The sequence below is a fragment of the Gordonia sp. SID5947 genome, from assembly GCF_009862785.1.
Taxonomy (GTDB): domain Bacteria; phylum Actinomycetota; class Actinomycetes; order Mycobacteriales; family Mycobacteriaceae; genus Gordonia.
Genome location: NZ_WWHU01000001.1, coordinates 884,932 through 900,519 on the forward strand (window position 1 = coordinate 884,932; position 15,588 = coordinate 900,519).

The window sequence follows — 15,588 nt, forward strand, 5'->3', positions numbered from 1 at the left end:
TTACCATTGTGGTTCGTCAAGGGTGCGCGCCGTGGTGGCGGGCCACGCCGCCGATGCGGGTATCCCTCGTCGCCCGGGTGTGGCGAAGCCGCTCACACCGGTAACCGTCCCCCCGTCGACCGGCGCAGGTCCGAGAACGTCTGGATGGACGTGGACATGGCATTCGCCACCGGACGGGCGCCGGCCCCCTCCGTCTTGGACACCATGATGACGTTGTCGATGTAGGGCTGGATGGTGCTGGTGTTCTGCACCGTGGCGACGATGATCAACTGGAAGCCGAACTTGCGAAATGCCGACAGCGCCTGCTGCGCGAATTGCGGATCCGACTTCGAGAACGCTTCGTCGAGCATGAGCTGAGCGAAGATCGGCCGGTTGTCGTCGCCCTGTGGGCTCGCCAGGTTGAAACTGAGCGCGCCCGCCAGGCAGAAGGCCATCAGCTTCTCCTGCTCGCCGCCGGAATTGTCGCCTGCGTTGCTGTAGGTGCGGATGGTCTCGCCGGTCACCGCGTCGTGTTCTTCGCAGTAGAAGTCGAAGCGGTTTCGCACGTCGAGGGCATCACGGGTCCACTGCCGATCCTCGGGTGTCGTACCCCCCAGACGTTCACGCAGCAGCAGGATGTCGGCGTACTGCGCGAGGATGGCTTCGTCGTCGCCGAAGCTCACGGCCGTGGTCCGTTGCGAGATCTGCCGCGCCTTCTCGGTGAGTTCCGCGACCGCGGTGAGGTTCTTGCGCCCTGGGTGCAGGCGCAGGCGTGTACCGCGATTGAACGCGACGGCGGCGAGGCCGGAGTTGACCCGCTCGATCTGGTCGACGATGCGCCGTTCCTCCGCGTCGGCGGTCATGTGCAGGTTCAGGATCGCTCCGGGGGCCTGTTCGGTGATCAGACGACGCATGCGCTCGTAGGCGGCGGGGAGTTCGCGTTCGTCGATCCGGCGACTCAATGCGACATAGTCGTGGACACGCTCGTCGAAATCATCACTGTCGTTGGGGATCGCATCGGGGAACTCGTCGTCGTAGCTGTCGACGATGCGGCCGAGTTCGTCTCGCGACCGTCTCGCGTCCGACCGCATCCGGTCGCGGTCCTTCAGGACCGCCTTCATCAACTCTTGCCGAAACGGCTCGGGCGCAAGGACATCGAGGGTGGCCGCAGTCTCCTCGCGGAAACCGTCGAGGGTCTTCTCCGCCTGCGCGGGTACATCTTCGAGCTTGAGCCGATCGACGAGATCGAGCAGTTGGGTACGGCGATGGTCGTGCGTGGCGATCTTGTCCCGGACCAAGGCGGCCTGGGAGATCGCCGACCGCACCTGTTCCCAGATGTCCTCTGCCTTGCGCTGGAGCGCCTCGATGTCGGGATGTTCTTCCATCAGCAGCTCATACTGCTCGGTCAGCTGATCGACACGGTCATCGGCAGAGTCGGTGTCGATCTCACTCCACTGCGTGAACTGCTCACACACCCGGCGGTAGTCGTCGCGACGCTGCTGACGGGTGGTCCGTTCTCGGTCCAGTTCGGCGCTCGCCTCCCGAGCCGCGTCGTAGGCGCGCTGCTCGTTGTCGAATTCATCCCGCAGCGCGGCGATCTTGGACTCGACATTGCCGACAAAGATGTGCTGTGACGGGCGCAGCGCCTGGCGATCGTCCTTGATCGCCAGCTTTGCGGAGTCCTTCCGCAGTCCCTGGTCCGTCACGGCCTTGGCGTGATCGGCGAATTCGGATGGCGAATCGACGCATACGTAGTTCCCCAGCCGTGTGAGGATGGCGAACGCCTCGGCCGAACAAGGATGCTGTGGATCGACCGCGCGTAACTTCGCGGCCAATGTCCCGGCCTCCGCGATCGGTGCCGAACGGTTCTCGGCATGGTGTAGCTGGATGCGCCCGCGCATGTCGTGACTGTTCACAAAACGCAGCGCGGCACGGAAGTGCTTGTCCGGAACCAGAAGTCGTAGACCGGCATTGCGGAGAACCTTCTCCACAGCCGCTCTCCATCGCTCCTGGTCAGGATGCAACTCGACCATCTCCGCCACATAGCGCAACTCGGACTCGTCGATCTGTAGTGAGTTGGCGATCGCCCGGCGCATCTCGTGCTCGGCTCGCGGGAGTGCCGAACCCGCCTGCTCGACACGGCTGAGTTCCTCCTGCGCGGCATCGCGTTGGGTACGTGCCGCGACTTCCCGGGCCAACGTCTCGGCGAAATGCGCCTTGCCCGCCTCGAGTTGCCCGTCGATCTGCGTGGCGTCCTCCATCAGGCTCTCGCGGAGTGACCAGAACTCTTCGGCGTCGTTGGGTAGCTTGACGCCCAGCGCCGAGATCTTGTTCTCGTAGCCGCTCCGCCGCATCGATGCCTCGTTGCTGACCTTCTGAGCGGTCGCGAGCTGTTCCTGCAATGGAGCGAGATCGCCTGTCGAGGTGGCGATTCGCGACAGCAGGTGACTGTGGTCCTGTCGGAGTTGGTCGTGTTGGCCGGTCAGTGCCGCGAGATCGGCATCGAGGCGTGCTATCTGGTCGTCGAGGTCGGCGACCTCTGGTTCGGCGTTGTGCCGACGCAGGTTGTTCAGATACGCGCGCACCGTGGCGCTGTCGATGGTGTCGAGAACCGTGAATGTCGCGGCCTCGGACGCATACCTCTCCTGGAGCGTTTCGATGTTCCCCAGAATCGTGCGCTTGCGCCGCGCGACGTCCAGCAGCTCGCGCGCCTCCACCAGTGGGTCGATCTGTTCGAGGGCGTCTTTGATGCCGACGGTGCTGGTGGGCTCGTCGAGCATGAACTCGCGGACGAACTGGGCCAGGCCACCAACACTCTTCAACGACTTGGCCTTGCCCAGCAGCTGCTGGGCGGCCTCGGAGCCACGGATGCCGATCAGGGAGTACAGGGTGGCCAGGTACTTACCTTCTCCCGGGCCTCCCCGCCAGCCCTGTTCGCGGAACTTTGCCGAGTTGTAGTTGTTGCCTGCCCAGGTGTTACAGACGTCGACGATGTCGACGTCGCTGTCGTGGACGAAGTACGAGCTGTGCGCATCGGTCATCTTGCCGGCCGCCAGCCACTTCAGGACGAGACCCGTGATCGAGACACCGGAGCTCGAGGTATACGTGACGGCGATCGCCGCCCAGGCCGGACCCGTTCCGCGGAGGTACATGATCTCGCGGTGGGCGTTGGTCCCATCGCGTCGTTCGCCCCAGGCGCCGCGGACATACTTCCCGACAGTCCGTTTGCCGCTCGACGATCCCGCCGCGGTCGCGTCCCCCGAAGCGTTGAAGTTTCGCCGGTGATCAGGGAGAAAGGCCAGCGAAATGGCATCCAGCAGTGAGGACTTGCCGCTACCGGACGATCCGGTGATCAGTGAGCCGGAAGGACTGAACGGGATCGAGTGATATCCGTCGAAGACGCCCCAGTTGATCAGTTGGAGTCGGGACAGGTGATATTGGTCGACCGGCTCGCTCACCAATCATCTCCTTCGTCATCGTCGTCCTCATCGCGATCCGCCGCGGAGGTCTCGAGTGTCTCGGATGCGGCGTCGTCGCCGGTCTCCCCCGATCCGATGAATTGCTCGAATTGCTTTTGCAGGTCGGTGATCACCGAGGCGGTCATCACCGCCGAGATGGCGGGGCTGACCGTGAAGGTGTCCGGATCATCTCGTTGCTTCCGCAGGAACTCCAGTTCGTCCATCTTGTCGATGGCATGCTCGATGCGTTTGTCGAACAGGGCCAGATCGCGGTCGATGGTGTTGGTGACGCCGGCGAACAACTCGTGGATCTCCTCCCGGGTGATCAGTACCTGTTCATCTCGGGATGCACGAAGGTACTTGGCCAGGTGCAAGGCCAGGATCGCATCGTAGGTGTGGATCGCCTCGCGCTTGAGTATCCTTCTCCCCCAGCGTGATTCATAACCTGCCTGCTCGACGAAGGCCACCTCGAGTTCGTCGACGATACGCAGACGCAGATCCAGCTCGGACAGCCGGACACGCAGTGGGTCCTGATATTCGGCCACCCACGACCACAGCTGGGGCTGGCGGTCACCGCTGATGAACCGGCGGGTCAAGAGGTTCTGGAGTGCCCAGCACGCACGATCAGGTAACGCACTGACGTCGCCGTCGAAGCGCGGCGCCCCCGGGCTGTCGTCGCGATCGCCGCGCTCCACCGCCGGGAGATCGTCGTATCCGGCGAACTCGTCGGGCGGTCCCCCGCCCCTTCGGCCGCCTGTGACGTCGAGGTTGTCGGTCATAGCAGGTCGACCTCCGCGGTCGGAATCGGTTCGGTGAACATCAGTGACGGGACCTCGATGATGTGGTCCTCCCCCTCGAGCGATCGGAACCGGACAAATGCCGAACCCCGATCGGCGGTGTCGGACTGCTTGAGAGCCCACGACCACAGCACGATCACGTGTGCGAGGTATGGCTCATCGACGCGGTCGATGACGTCCGACAGCGAGATGGGGCCGGAGTCGACGGCCGCGTTCACCACTCCCGTGAGCTCCACGGTGTCGACCTGACCCGACAGTGACGCGAACGTGGTGAGATCGGCGTCCCCGGTGGCCGGCAGTGCCGGCGCGGGTGGGACGGGATCCCGGATCTCGAAGGCGAGGCGTCCCGCCGACGTGATCGATGGTGTGGCCAAGGGCAATTCGTAGCCGATGCGGCGATCCGCGAGCGAGGTCTTCAGAAGGTCGTTCGCCGTCGCCAGCGCATCGTTGAGCTGTCGGGCCATGCCACGGCTCTGCTCGAGTGTTCCGGACGCGACGAATCTGCGGATGCGTCGCGCACACCGCTGACGGGTTCGTCCGACTTCTGCCATCTGTTGGGTGACGAGGCCGAAGAAGTCGTCCATCACCGATCGGAGACCGCGGTCGATGCCCGGGAGTTGCCTTGTCACCGTGGCGATGTCGGCGACGAGGCGGGCGCGCTGCTCAGGGTCCTGGATCATATGGCTGAAAGCGTGGTAGGACGCGCTCTGTGAGGATTCGAGTAGCGCCTCGTAGTCGTCGAACATCTGTCGCTGGCGATCTCGGTAGGCAAGGTCCGAGTCGTGCGGGTCGTCGAGCAGCGCCGTGGTGATCCGGTCCAGCATGCTTCCGTACTGACCGATGTCGGAGATGATCTGTTCCATCTGATAGGCGATCGCACGTGCTTCGTCTTCGGCCACCCGGAGGTCCGGCTCAGGGCGCCGCCCGGCGTCGAGATCGGCCAGCTCGGCGTCGAGTTCGGAGATCTGATGTTCGATCTCCTCACGAATCTGTCGCGGATCGTTGGTCACCTGACCCGCAACCCGATGCAGCCCGGCGGCGATCCCGTTGATCGACCCGCCGGTGGCAACGCTGTCCTCACGCCGGCGGCGGCGGACGTAATCGACCACCGAGCGGGCCTCGGAGGTGAGGTAACAGAGATTCTGAGCCGTCCGGACACTTGTATCCGTGACCCGGTGCAGCCATCCCTGCCGGGCCCACAGTTTCACCAATTCCAGCCCGCTCGGCTGGTCGGCGACGCCGAGGGCGGCGATGTCGCGCTCGAGTCGCACTGCCAGGTCGGTCTCCGACAAGCGCGTGCCGAAGTCGAGGTGCCGCTCCATCAACGTGACATAGAGTGCCGAGTTGGTCGCCGCGAAGAGCCGGACCGCTGCGGATCTCTGGATCCCTCGATTGGCATCCCACGCCTCAGCCAGTGTCGGCTGCTCAGCACTCTCCATCGCCGCCTCACGGGTTCTCACAGGGACTGGTGGACCCGAGGTAGTGTGCCACGTCTGGACGTCACCTCAGTTGCTGCGTGTCCGTCGCCGCGCCCTTCGGCTCAACTGTGCAGGTCAGACTCGGACCCAGGACGGACTGACGTGAACATCCTCGAGTCTCGCTTGAGGGGTGATCGGCGCCACTCAGGTCGCCGCCGAGTGCCGGTCCAGCGGTCCACATCGGATGTCGAACCGTTCTCGGAGCGTATCGAGAGTATGGCGGTGATGGTCGTGATGCCAGGGATGGTGCGCGGATTGTGTTGGGGTGAAGGCCGACACTGCGCAAAGGTGCTGTCGCCGAGCACTTCTCGGGGAGATCGGTGGAGGTCGAGTTCGTACAGCAATGGGCCACGTGGCATGTCACAGAACATGAGAAGTGTCAGAAGCTATAGGTCGACCGTCTCACCGAATGACAGCTGCCCGCCGTCAGACGTCGGCAGCAGGTGGCTTCTCTGCCACCAGCTGGACCAGGTTGCCGCAGGTGTCGTCGAAGACGGCGATCATTGCGGTGCCGACATCGGTCGGCGGTTGCGTGAAAACCACGCCCTTGCCGCTCAGTCGCGTGTGTTCGGCTTCCACGTCGTCGACCGCGAACTGGATCAGCGGTATCCCGTCGGCCACCAGAGCATCCCGGTACGGCTGGACTGCGGGGTGGCCGCAGGGTTCCAAGAGCAGCTCGGGTCCGTTGGGGGCTTCGGGTGACACCACCGTCAGCCAAGAATTGTTGTCGCCCACCGGGATGTCATGGTGCTTGGTGAATCCGAGCACATCGGTGTAGAAGGCCAGGGCGGCCCGCTGGTCGTCGACGAACACGCTCGTGAGGTTGATTCTCATCGATCACGCCTTTCTGTGGCGGGCCACCGACGCGCGATCTGCGCCAGCGGCTCCGGGGTGAAGTAGTGGAATTTGGATCGTCCTCGACGCTCGGTGGCGACGAGCCCCGCGGACTCGAGCACCGCGAGATGCTGGGAGATCGCCTGCCGGGTGAGACTGCGGTCGTGCCGTGTGGTCAGCAGCGCGCAGATCTCGAAGAGCGTCTGGCCGTCGCTCGCGGCGAGTTCATCGAGGATGAGACGCCGCGTCTCATCGTCGAGAGCTCGGAACACATCGGCCATGCGAACACTATAGGCAAGTTGTTACTTGCCTATCAAGGGTGGGTAACTCACGCGCGGCGGTCCATCGCGTGTGCCCACTAGCATGGGCCTCATGGTGATGGCTGATCGTCCGGAGGTGGAGACGGCGTCAGGACCGGTGACCGCGCTGGCCGTGATGGGTCTCGCGGAAAGTCTGCTCAACGGGCTGGCGCGCGTCCCGTTCCGGCGTCCGTGGCAGGGGCCGGGTGGCCTGCTCGACAACCTGGGCCAATCCGTCACGCGCCAGGTGGTGAGGTCTTTCATGGGCTATTCGACGGGGTTGCCGATCGAAGAATTCCGGTCCATGGAAAAGATCCTCGACGACATCTGCCTCGCGGTGATCCCACCGTTCGTCGGGATCATCGACGGTGTGGAGATCGCCGACGACACGATCGGCGGCGTGCCGGGGATCTGGTGTCGTGCGAAGGCCAGTTCCGACGCGTTTGTCGATGACTCCGACGAGAAGGAGACCATCGGTGCGACCATCCTGTACCTGCACGGGGGCGGCTATATCGGAACGTCGCCCATCATGTACTCGGCGTTCGCTGCGTCGCTGGTCGGGATCACGGGGTACGAGGTCTTCATCGCCGATTACCGGATGGCGCCGGAATTCCCCTTCCCCGCAGGTGTGCTGGACGCCGCCGACGTCTACCAGGGCCTACTGGACAGAGGCGTCGACCCCGAACACCTGGTGATCGCAGGCGACTCCGGGGGCGGTGGACTGGCGGCGTCGTTGGTGTCCTACCTGCACAACCACTCGAAGCCGAAGCCTGCGGCGCTCGCCCTCTTCTCGCCCGAGGTCGATCTCGACCTCGACCATCCGTCGATCACCGAGAACGCACATCTCGACATCCTCCCGTGGAATGTCCCTGTCACGCCCTACCTGCACGGCGTGCAGCCGAACGACGAGCGGGTGTCGGCGGTGCACTCGGCACCTGATCCGGAGTGGTTTCCGCCCACGTTCGTGTGTTGGGGTTCCGATGAGATGTTCCGCGACGGGATCCGGGAGTTCGCCCAGGAACTGCAGACCGCCGGAGTCAAGGTGCATGCGATGGAGGAACGCGGGATGTTCCATGTCTTTCCGATCCTCATGCCGTGGGCGGAGTCGTCGCGGCGGGTGTTCCGAGCACTCCACGAGTTGGCCGGTCGTTACGTCACCCCCGACCCCGAGGCCGAACAGACACACTGACCGTCTCCGAGACACGTGACAGGCGGAAGCAATGGCGACCAGCGCCGGTGTGCCCACCGATCGGTCCTCGAGGGGCCCGGTCGTGGCCGTCGCCATACTTGCGTCATTCGTTGCATTTCTCGACGGGTCGGTGGTCAATCTGGCGCTGCCGGCGATCTCCGGAGATCTAGGCGGCGGCCTGGCCACCCAACAATGGGTCGTGGACGCCTACCTGTTGACGCTGGGGGCGCTGATCCTGGTCGCGGGCTCCATCTCCGACGCGTTCGGTCGTCTCCCGGTGCTCCGCCTCGGGCTCCTGATCTTCGGATTGTCATCGGTGATGTGTGCACTCGCGCCGACCGACCTGATCCTGATCATCGGCCGCGGCGTCCAGGGGGTGGGTGCGGCGCTGCTGGTCCCGAGCTCATTGGCCCTGATCAACTCGGCGTTCTCGTCCGACGATCAGCCCCGGGCGATCGGAACCTGGACGGCCTGGACCGGAACCGCCTTCGTGGTCGGACCTCTCCTCGGTGGGGTGCTGGTGGACACGTGGAACTGGCGGTGGATCTTTGCCGTGAACGTCTTCCCGGTGGTCGTCACCCTCGTGCTCTCGATGCGGCTCGCCGAAGTGCCGCGCCCAGCGAGAGACACCGTGATCGACGTGACGGGCGCGGTGCTGGCGGCAGGGGGTCTCGCCGGGACCGTCTATGCCCTGATCGAGGTACAGCGCCTGGGACTGTCGAATCCAGCTGTGGCAGTCTCCCTCGTCCTCGGAGTGCTGTGCCTTGCCGGTCTCGGCTGGCGGGAATCGCACACGGACCACCCGATGATCCCGCTACGGATGTTCACCGTGCGCAATTTCGGCGTCGGCAACCTCGCGACGACGTTCATCTACGCGGGTGTATCGATGGGATCGTTGATCACCGCACTCTTCCTCCAGGAGGTCGCGGGCTTTTCGGCCCTCGCAGCAGGTCTCGCGACACTGCCGGTTCCCCTGCTGTCGTTCTTCATCGCGCGACCGGTGGGCACTCTCTCGGCGCGTTACGGTCCCCGTCTGTTCATGACCTCGGGGCCGATCATCGCCGGCTGCGGGTACCTGCTCATGCTGACCACCAACGGCGATTTCAACTTCTGGTGGCAGATGCTGCCGGGCCTGGTCCTCTTCGGCCTGGGGCTGTCGGTCACCGTCACACCGTTGACGTCCGCGGTCCTGGCTGCGGTGAGCAGGGATCAGAGTGGCATCGGTTCGGCCATCAACAACGCGATCTCACGCGTTTCCGGGCTCGTGGCCGTCGCCTGTACCGGCATCATCGCGGGTGGGGTGCTCGACAACGCCGGGTTTCATCGCACGGTCCTCATCACTGCTGTGCTGTTCATCGCGGGGGCGTCGTGTCGGCGGTGGGGATCCGCAACAGTGGCAGCCGGGATGGCGGCGTTCCCCTACGGGCCGCGGCCGGTTGTTACGACCGTGCGACCGCTCCACCGAGCGTCTGGGCGGAGACCGTCGGGAGCGGCCATGTTGACAAGCGCCGATCCGGACCTTCAGAATAACTGAAGCTATCGCCGGCCAGGATCTGGTCCACGCTGTCGCGTGATTCGAAAGAGGTTTCCGTCCATGGCTGTTCGTCACTACCTGAGACACGCGCCGGCAGTCTCTGCCGCGGAAGCGATCCGGTTGATTGCCGACGGCGCACTGATCGTCGATGTGCGCCGCCGGTTCGAGTGGAATCGGAACCACATCCCCGGATCGATCCATATCCCGCTCGAGGAATTGCGCGACCGCTGCGGGGAGTTGCCCGACGACCGGCTCCTCATCACGTTCTGCACGGGCGGGCTCCGATCGGGCGGTGCCGCGAACATGTTGCTCGAGTTCGGCTTCGAGGCCAGAAACATGACCAAGGGGCTCATCGACTGGCGGGCCGCCGGAGGCGACCTGCAGGGCACGAAGCGGTCGCCGTCGTGACACGACGGCGCTGATCAGGCTTCCGGTGCCGCCTCGGTCTGGTCTTGCGCGACGACGCCACGGAGGCCGTCGGCCCCGAACAGCGGCTCCAGCATGGAGCTGAAATCCGGTCCGCGACGAAGCATCTGGCCGCCGTCCACATTGATCACCTGGCCGGTGATCCACGTGGACCCCTCGCCCAGGAGGAAGGCCGCCAGCTCGCCGATGTCGCGGACCTCGCCGATCCGGGGTATCGGTGTGGACACTCGGTAATCCTCGGTCAGCTGCGGATCGTCGAGCACCGCGGTCACGAGATCGGTCTTGATCAGTCCCGGTCGAATGCCGTTGACCCGGACCCGACTGGATCCGAGTTCGTCGGCCGCGAGGGCGACCATGTGATCGACCGCGGACTTCGTCACGCCGTAAGCGCCGAACCATCGATGGGTGTTGCTGGCGGCTATGGACGAGATGGCGACGAACGATCCCCCGCCGGAGCGCACCAGCTCACGCGCGGTGTGCTTGAGAGTGAACATGGTCCCGTTGATGTTGAGATCGACGGTGCGTTTCCAGGCATCTGTGTCCATCTGCGTCAGCGGGCCGATCGTCTCACTGCCGCCCGCACACGCCACGACGCCGTCGAGGCCGCCTCCGAACTCGGTCGCCGCGGCGACCGCCGCGATGACCTGCTGTTCGTCGGTGACGTCCGCGGCGTGCGCATGTACGCCGGCGCCGGCCGGAGCGTCCCGGTTGAGCCGCTCCTGCGCTGCCGCCAACCTGTCGAGGGACCGGCCGACGATCGTCACCTTCGCGCCGTGGTCGACAAGGACCTTTGCCACCCCTTCGCCGATCCCGCTTCCACCGCCGGTTATGAGTACGGACTTCCCTGTCATCGTCACGCCCAGATACTAGAACACGTTCTATTTCTACGATCTGGCGGGTTGGATGAGTCGTCTCGTTCGGCGCGGACCGGCCGCCCGCTCGCCGACGGGACTACACTCACTGCACCGATCAGGAGATGGCAGATGTCGTGGACCCACCGTGTGCGGATAGCGGATGTGACCGTGCCGTTCGCGGCGTCACCGGAGGTGGCATTCGCGTATCTGGTGGATCCCGGGACACGTCATGAATGGCAATCCAGTCTGCGCCGGGTCGCGGATCTGGCCCCGGTCGGACAGCGGCCCGGAGACACGGGTACGTCGTGGACGGACATCACGCTCGTGCCGTGGGTGCACCCGCGCCTCGAGGTCGTCGAGTGCGCGCCACCCCGCCGTTGGCGCGAGATCGGTCGGTGGTGGCTTGTGGATGCGAGTCTGTCTCTTGCGGTCGAGTCGGGATCCGACGGTCGTACACATGTGCGGGCTCAGGCGTTCCTGACCGTCCCGGCGCTCCTCGCACCGCCCGTTGTGGCGCTGAAAACGTTGGCGCCGTTCGCATTGCGGGCCGACATGCGTGCGGCCGCGGCGGCCGTCGACGGCGAAGGTCGACGCGTCGTCACCTCCGATCAGCCGCGGGGCTGACGGTCAGCGCTGACATCGTCCGGGCGACCGTCCGAGTACGAGATCCGGATCGGGCGGAGGATCGCCCTCTGTGTCGATCCATCCGCGTCGAGAACAGATGCAGTGGCGGCGATGTGCCCGGCTCCGACGAGGTGCGCGGTCACGTACAGCGTGACCGGTTCGTCGCCGAGGTAGACCGGCCGGACGAAGCGCGTGTCACATCCGGTGATCCGGCCACCGCGGTCACGGACCCAGTCGTCGGCGTGGCGGACCACGATACCCAGGATGAGGAGTCCATGAGCAATCGGTGCCGACAACCCGGCGGCCGCCGCGGCGGCGGCGTCGATGTGGATGGCGTTGCGATCACCCGACACTCGTGCGTACCGGCGGACTCGATCCATGGTGATCTCTTCGGTCGTTTCCCACAGCTGCTGCCCCGGGTCGACCGGTTCGACGGGGGTGGGAACCTGGGCCATCGTGGATCGCCGCCTAGCTTCGGAAGGTGAGGGTGGAAGTCGTCACCGCGATCGGCGAACTCTCGCCGTCCGCCACGATGTCGCTGCGGACGACGAGCTGGGTCGCTCCCGCACGCCGGTGGATCTCTTCCACCGTCAAGAGTCCGCTGAGGTGGTCGCCGAGCCGCGGTTCGCGGCGCAGCCGCAGCGATTCGGAGGTGTGGACGATGCCGTCGGTGGGCACCGTCCCAGACTGCATGGCCTGATGGGCCAACTCGGTGGTGACACTGAATACCACCGGAAGGCCGAAATCCGCCGAATTCGATCCGAGCACATCCGCAAAGCCGGCCAGGAGCTCGTCGTCGACCACGATCACTTCGGGGGTCGTGAAGGTCATTCCCTCTACGAGCTCTCTTGCCATGCTTCACGCTAACGAACGCGGGTCGGCTTGCCAATCGTCGAGACAGACGAACCCGTGACCGAGGTGCCGTAGCCTTGTCTCCCGGCGATGGTGGCGAACAGAGGAGTTCGGTGACCGACACGGATGCAGACACTCCCACCCGGAATCTCGTTGTATGTCTGGATGGAACCACCAATGAACCCGAGACGGGCTTCACCAACGTGGCCCGGATGTTCGACGTCGCCGTCAAAGACCACCGGCAGCTCGTGTACTACGACCCAGGTGTCGGCACGATGGGCTCGCGCGCGGCGGTGACAAGGATCGGCCGGGGCGCGACGCGCGCGGCCGGGATGGTCGCCGGGTATGGAATTCGCGACAACATCGAGGAGGCCTATGGCTGGCTCTGTCAGCGATACCGCCCAGGTGATCAGATCTTCGTCTTCGGATTCTCGCGTGGCGCCTACACCGCTCGGGCCCTGACCGGAATGCTGCGCACGGTCGGCCTGCTGCACGGGGATGCGTTGAACCTCGTGCCGTATGCACTCAAGCTCTATGTGAAGAGTGGCCCGACGGACGCAGGCACGGCATCCGACTCGAGCGTCCGGGAGTTCTGGCGGTTGCGGGAGAACTTCCGTAAGCAATTCGGCAACCCGGACTTCCCGAATCCCTTCCAGAACCGCAAGCAGATCCGCTTTCTCGGTGTCTGGGACACCGTGAAATCGGTGGGCTGGCTCAATCTACGTGCGCGATTCGAGGTCGCCCGTTGGCCGTTCACCGCGAACATCGCCAACGTCGAGACGGCCCGTCACGCTCTGGCGATCGACGAGCAACGGCGTCCGTTCGCCGAATACCGCTTCGCCGACACGGCAGGGGGCGACGTCGAGGAGGTCTGGTTCCCGGGGGTGCACGGCGACGTCGGCGGCCAGTGTCGGGACGCGAGCCGACTACCCGATGTCACGCTCGCATGGATGGTCGGCGAAGCGCATGCCGCGGGATTGCTCGTCGACCAGAGGGCGTACCGACGACTCTTACATGTTCCCTGGGGCGCACCGCTTCCCGATGACCGAGCCCTCGGGCCGATCACGCCGAACTCGGGTTGGTGGCGGCTGGCCGGTGGGTGGCGTCCCCGCGTGATCCGCACCGGTGATCATGTGCATCCCAGCGTGCGGGTCCGTATCGACGCGACCCGAGGAGATCAGGTGCCGTATCGCCCGAGCCTGCCCGACTGAGCAAGACCGGGCGCGCCTGGTCAGCCCTCCCTGCCACCGGACGGCATCACCAGTGAGTTCTCAAAGGCGTAGATGATCGCCGCCGCCCGGTCGCGCAGGTCCAATTTTGTGAAGATGTGATTGACGTGGCTCTTCACCGTGACTTCGGAGATGAACAGCGTCGACCCGATCTCGGCGTTCGTGAGTCCGCGCGCCATGAGACGCAACACGTCGAGTTCGCGATCGGTCAGACCAGTGTCGGCGGGCTCCCGGGGTTCGGGCACGGCTCGGCGAAATCCGCGAAGCACCCGCTCGGTCACGGCGGGATCGAGAAACGCGCCGTCTCGCACCACGGCCCGTACCGCCCAGATCAGCGCCTCGGCAGGTGAGTCCTTGAGGATGAAACCGGCCGCACCGGCCCGGAGGGCGCCGGAGAGCAACTGATCGTCGTCGAAGGTCGTCAACACGAGGACCGGCGGGGGCTTGCGAAGTGTGCGGACTGTGGCGGTAGCGGTGATCCCATCGACATGGCGCATCCGGAGGTCCATCAGGATGACGTCCGGCTCGCACGCTGCCACCATCTCGACAACGTCACGTCCGTCGTCACATTCGCCGACGATGTCGAAACCGTCGCGGACCCGAAGGATTCGACGCAGGCCCGTCCGCACGAGTTCCTGGTCGTCGACGAGGAGCACGCGGATACCGGATGGATCACCCGCCGGCGGGCGTGCGGTCGTCATCAGCCGGCCTGCCGTACCGCGTCGTCGAGGTGGCCCGGGAAGGCGGCGCGCACCACCCAGGCCTTCTGATGGCCACCGGCGTCGACGACACCGCCGAGCAACTGTGCACGCTGCTTCATCCCGTCGATACCCGATCCGCCGGTGCCCGATCCGCCGGTGCCCGATCCGTCAGGAGACGAGCGACCCGGTGCCGGAGGCGAATGTGGGTTGCGGACGCACAGCACGATGTCGGGATCGGCGGTCAAGGTCACCGTCGCGGTGTGACTGCGCGAGTGCTTCACCACATTCGCCAACGACTCTTGGGTGATCCGGTAGAGCGCTGCCCCGAGAGGCGCGGGGATGGACTCGAGGTCCACGTTCACGTCGAAGCTGACTGCCACACCCGCCTTGCGGAAATCGTCCACCAGTTGGTCGATGTCGCGCGCTCTGGGCGTTGGTGCGGACGAATCATCCGATGAGCCAAGGACTTTCACGATGTAGCGGATCTCGGTCATGGCCTGTCGTCCGATTCGCTCGGCATCCTCGAGCGCCTCCAGCGCCTCTCCGTCGGCGCCCTCCTGCAGCGCGCGCCGCGCGCCGGTGACATTGAGCATCGTGATCGACAGTGAATGCGCGATGACGTCGTGGACTTCGCGGGCGATGCGACGACGTTCCTCGCTGGCCGCACGCTCCGATCTCGTCTGTTGGTCACGTAACTCATTCTGGGACAGCAACTTCTGATAGAGGATCATGTATCCCACGAGCCATCCGCACAGGATCGCGAGAACATACACCGTCGGTGATTGCAGGTGCCCGGTTTGACTGCCGACCACGACGACGGCCACCGACAACGCCGCCACCGCCAGTCCGCGACGCAGCGACTCCATCGCCGCAGCTATCGCGGTCATGAGGGCGAGGAGAAGCGGTGCGACATCCACGGGCACCGGATCCATCAGCATCAGCGCCACGGCAACCGCAGCGAGGATGGCACAGGCCATCTTCGTCGGTATCCAGATATCCACGATCAGCGACAGCGTCGCGATCGCGGCCCCGAGCAGCGCCCACCACGGCGGCTCCAAAGGCAACCGCTGTACGACCGCGGCGATGGTCAGCCCGGCTGAGCCGGCGAGTGTCACGGCCGGATAGAGCGGAGGGTACCCATCACCCGCCAACTCGATCCGGCGGCGGACAGCCGCGGCCAATGACGTCACCGACACATGAAAAGGATAGGCCGCCGACGTGTTCATTCATCGAACTCCGGTTGGAGCCGCGGCTCCACCCACGGATGGAGGACGGGTCCGCCTTCGGCATGCGGTTATCGCGACGACGGTTTCGTAGCGTCGATTGCAGAGGTC

General features: G+C 65.2%; 15 protein-coding genes. 5 read left to right on the forward strand and 10 right to left on the reverse strand.

The window, feature by feature from the left end; genetic code table 11:
- Positions 1 to 92: 92 nt before the first annotated feature.
- The 5 genes from GTV32_RS04120 to GTV32_RS04140 form a co-directional block, all read right to left on the reverse strand.
- The gene (locus GTV32_RS04120) at positions 93 to 3,437 is read right to left on the reverse strand and encodes an ATP-binding protein (RefSeq protein ID WP_161059058.1); all 3,345 of its coding nucleotides are present in this window, start codon (positions 3,435 to 3,437) and stop codon (positions 93 to 95) included.
- Positions 3,434 to 4,216, reverse strand: a complete 783-nt coding sequence (locus GTV32_RS04125; protein WP_161059059.1) for a DUF4194 domain-containing protein — start codon at positions 4,214 to 4,216, stop codon at positions 3,434 to 3,436. Before GTV32_RS04125 ends, GTV32_RS04120 begins: the two co-directional genes overlap by 4 nt.
- Positions 4,213 to 5,673, reverse strand: coding sequence for a DUF3375 domain-containing protein (locus GTV32_RS04130; RefSeq protein ID WP_161059060.1), 1,461 nt, complete (start codon positions 5,671 to 5,673; stop codon positions 4,213 to 4,215). Before GTV32_RS04130 ends, GTV32_RS04125 begins: the two co-directional genes overlap by 4 nt.
- 465 nt (positions 5,674 to 6,138) lie before the next feature.
- Entirely contained in the window at positions 6,139 to 6,546 is a 408-nt protein-coding gene (locus tag GTV32_RS04135; protein WP_161059061.1) for a VOC family protein, read from the reverse strand.
- The gene (locus GTV32_RS04140) at positions 6,543 to 6,827 is read right to left on the reverse strand and encodes a metalloregulator ArsR/SmtB family transcription factor (protein ID WP_161059062.1); all 285 of its coding nucleotides are present in this window, start codon (positions 6,825 to 6,827) and stop codon (positions 6,543 to 6,545) included. The genes GTV32_RS04135 and GTV32_RS04140 overlap by 4 nt, the downstream gene beginning before the upstream one ends.
- A gap of 91 nt (positions 6,828 to 6,918) precedes the next feature.
- Between GTV32_RS04140 and GTV32_RS04145 the strand changes: the two genes are divergently transcribed.
- The 3 genes from GTV32_RS04145 to GTV32_RS04155 are packed head-to-tail and all read left to right on the forward strand — an operon-like array spanning position 6,919 to position 9,976.
- A complete protein-coding gene (locus GTV32_RS04145; protein ID WP_161059063.1) occupies positions 6,919 to 8,034 on the forward strand; it encodes an alpha/beta hydrolase in 1,116 nt (371 codons plus the stop codon).
- Between the two features lie 31 nt (positions 8,035 to 8,065).
- Complete coding sequence (locus GTV32_RS04150; RefSeq protein ID WP_237421479.1) at positions 8,066 to 9,568, forward strand: MFS transporter; 1,503 nt, start codon at positions 8,066 to 8,068, stop codon at positions 9,566 to 9,568.
- A 60-nt stretch (positions 9,569 to 9,628) separates the two neighbouring features.
- Positions 9,629 to 9,976 carry a rhodanese-like domain-containing protein gene (locus GTV32_RS04155; protein WP_161059064.1) on the forward strand — a complete coding sequence of 116 codons (348 nt, stop codon included), beginning with the start codon at positions 9,629 to 9,631 and terminating at the stop codon, positions 9,974 to 9,976.
- A 14-nt stretch (positions 9,977 to 9,990) separates the two neighbouring features.
- On the opposite strand, the gene GTV32_RS04160 is transcribed toward GTV32_RS04155, so the two are convergent.
- Complete coding sequence (locus tag GTV32_RS04160; RefSeq protein WP_161062324.1) at positions 9,991 to 10,845, reverse strand: SDR family oxidoreductase; 855 nt, start codon at positions 10,843 to 10,845, stop codon at positions 9,991 to 9,993.
- 132 nt (positions 10,846 to 10,977) lie between these two features.
- On the opposite strand from GTV32_RS04160, the gene GTV32_RS04165 reads away from it, so the two are divergent.
- The gene (locus GTV32_RS04165; protein ID WP_161059065.1) at positions 10,978 to 11,472 is read left to right on the forward strand and encodes an SRPBCC family protein; all 495 of its coding nucleotides are present in this window, start codon (positions 10,978 to 10,980) and stop codon (positions 11,470 to 11,472) included.
- On the opposite strand, the gene GTV32_RS04170 is transcribed toward GTV32_RS04165, so the two are convergent.
- Entirely contained in the window at positions 11,457 to 11,927 is a 471-nt protein-coding gene (locus GTV32_RS04170; protein WP_161059066.1) for a MaoC family dehydratase, read from the reverse strand. The two genes, GTV32_RS04165 and GTV32_RS04170, sit on opposite strands and share 16 nt — an antisense overlap.
- Positions 11,928 to 11,940: 13 nt before the next feature.
- Positions 11,941 to 12,303 (reverse strand): MaoC family dehydratase N-terminal domain-containing protein, encoded by a 363-nt coding sequence (locus GTV32_RS04175; protein WP_161059067.1) that lies wholly within the window; start codon positions 12,301 to 12,303, stop codon positions 11,941 to 11,943.
- 134 nt (positions 12,304 to 12,437) lie between these two features.
- Here GTV32_RS04175 and GTV32_RS04180 point away from each other — a divergent pair, with 134 nt between their 5' ends.
- Positions 12,438 to 13,535, forward strand: coding sequence for a DUF2235 domain-containing protein (locus tag GTV32_RS04180; RefSeq protein WP_161059068.1), 1,098 nt, complete (start codon positions 12,438 to 12,440; stop codon positions 13,533 to 13,535).
- A gap of 20 nt (positions 13,536 to 13,555) precedes the next feature.
- Here the strand turns inward: GTV32_RS04180 and GTV32_RS04185 are convergent, their stop codons facing one another.
- A complete protein-coding gene (locus GTV32_RS04185; protein WP_161059069.1) occupies positions 13,556 to 14,254 on the reverse strand; it encodes a response regulator transcription factor in 699 nt (232 codons plus the stop codon).
- The gene (locus GTV32_RS23990) at positions 14,254 to 15,450 is read right to left on the reverse strand and encodes a histidine kinase (RefSeq protein WP_161059070.1); all 1,197 of its coding nucleotides are present in this window, start codon (positions 15,448 to 15,450) and stop codon (positions 14,254 to 14,256) included. The genes GTV32_RS04185 and GTV32_RS23990 overlap by 1 nt, the downstream gene beginning before the upstream one ends.
- Positions 15,451 to 15,588: the final 138 nt, after the last annotated feature.

Bases quoted from the DNA above. Each gene is read 5' to 3' on its own strand.
- GTV32_RS04125 (WP_161059059.1), bottom strand. From the start codon at position 4,216: ATGACCGACAACCTCGACGTCACAGGCGGCCGAAGGGGCGGGGGACCG.
- GTV32_RS04130 (WP_161059060.1), bottom strand. From the start codon at position 5,673: ATGGAGAGTGCTGAGCAGCCGACACTGGCTGAGGCGTGGGATGCCAAT.
- GTV32_RS04135 (WP_161059061.1), bottom strand. From the start codon at position 6,546: ATGAGAATCAACCTCACGAGCGTGTTCGTCGACGACCAGCGGGCCGCC.
- GTV32_RS04140 (WP_161059062.1), bottom strand. From the start codon at position 6,827: ATGGCCGATGTGTTCCGAGCTCTCGACGATGAGACGCGGCGTCTCATC.
- GTV32_RS04145 (WP_161059063.1), top strand. From the start codon at position 6,919: ATGGTGATGGCTGATCGTCCGGAGGTGGAGACGGCGTCAGGACCGGTG.
- GTV32_RS04150 (WP_237421479.1), top strand. From the start codon at position 8,066: ATGGCGACCAGCGCCGGTGTGCCCACCGATCGGTCCTCGAGGGGCCCG.
- GTV32_RS04155 (WP_161059064.1), top strand. From the start codon at position 9,629: ATGGCTGTTCGTCACTACCTGAGACACGCGCCGGCAGTCTCTGCCGCG.
- GTV32_RS04160 (WP_161062324.1), bottom strand. From the start codon at position 10,845: ATGACAGGGAAGTCCGTACTCATAACCGGCGGTGGAAGCGGGATCGGC.
- GTV32_RS04165 (WP_161059065.1), top strand. From the start codon at position 10,978: ATGTCGTGGACCCACCGTGTGCGGATAGCGGATGTGACCGTGCCGTTC.
- GTV32_RS04170 (WP_161059066.1), bottom strand. From the start codon at position 11,927: ATGGCCCAGGTTCCCACCCCCGTCGAACCGGTCGACCCGGGGCAGCAG.
- GTV32_RS04175 (WP_161059067.1), bottom strand. From the start codon at position 12,303: ATGACCTTCACGACCCCCGAAGTGATCGTGGTCGACGACGAGCTCCTG.
- GTV32_RS04185 (WP_161059069.1), bottom strand. From the start codon at position 14,254: ATGACGACCGCACGCCCGCCGGCGGGTGATCCATCCGGTATCCGCGTG.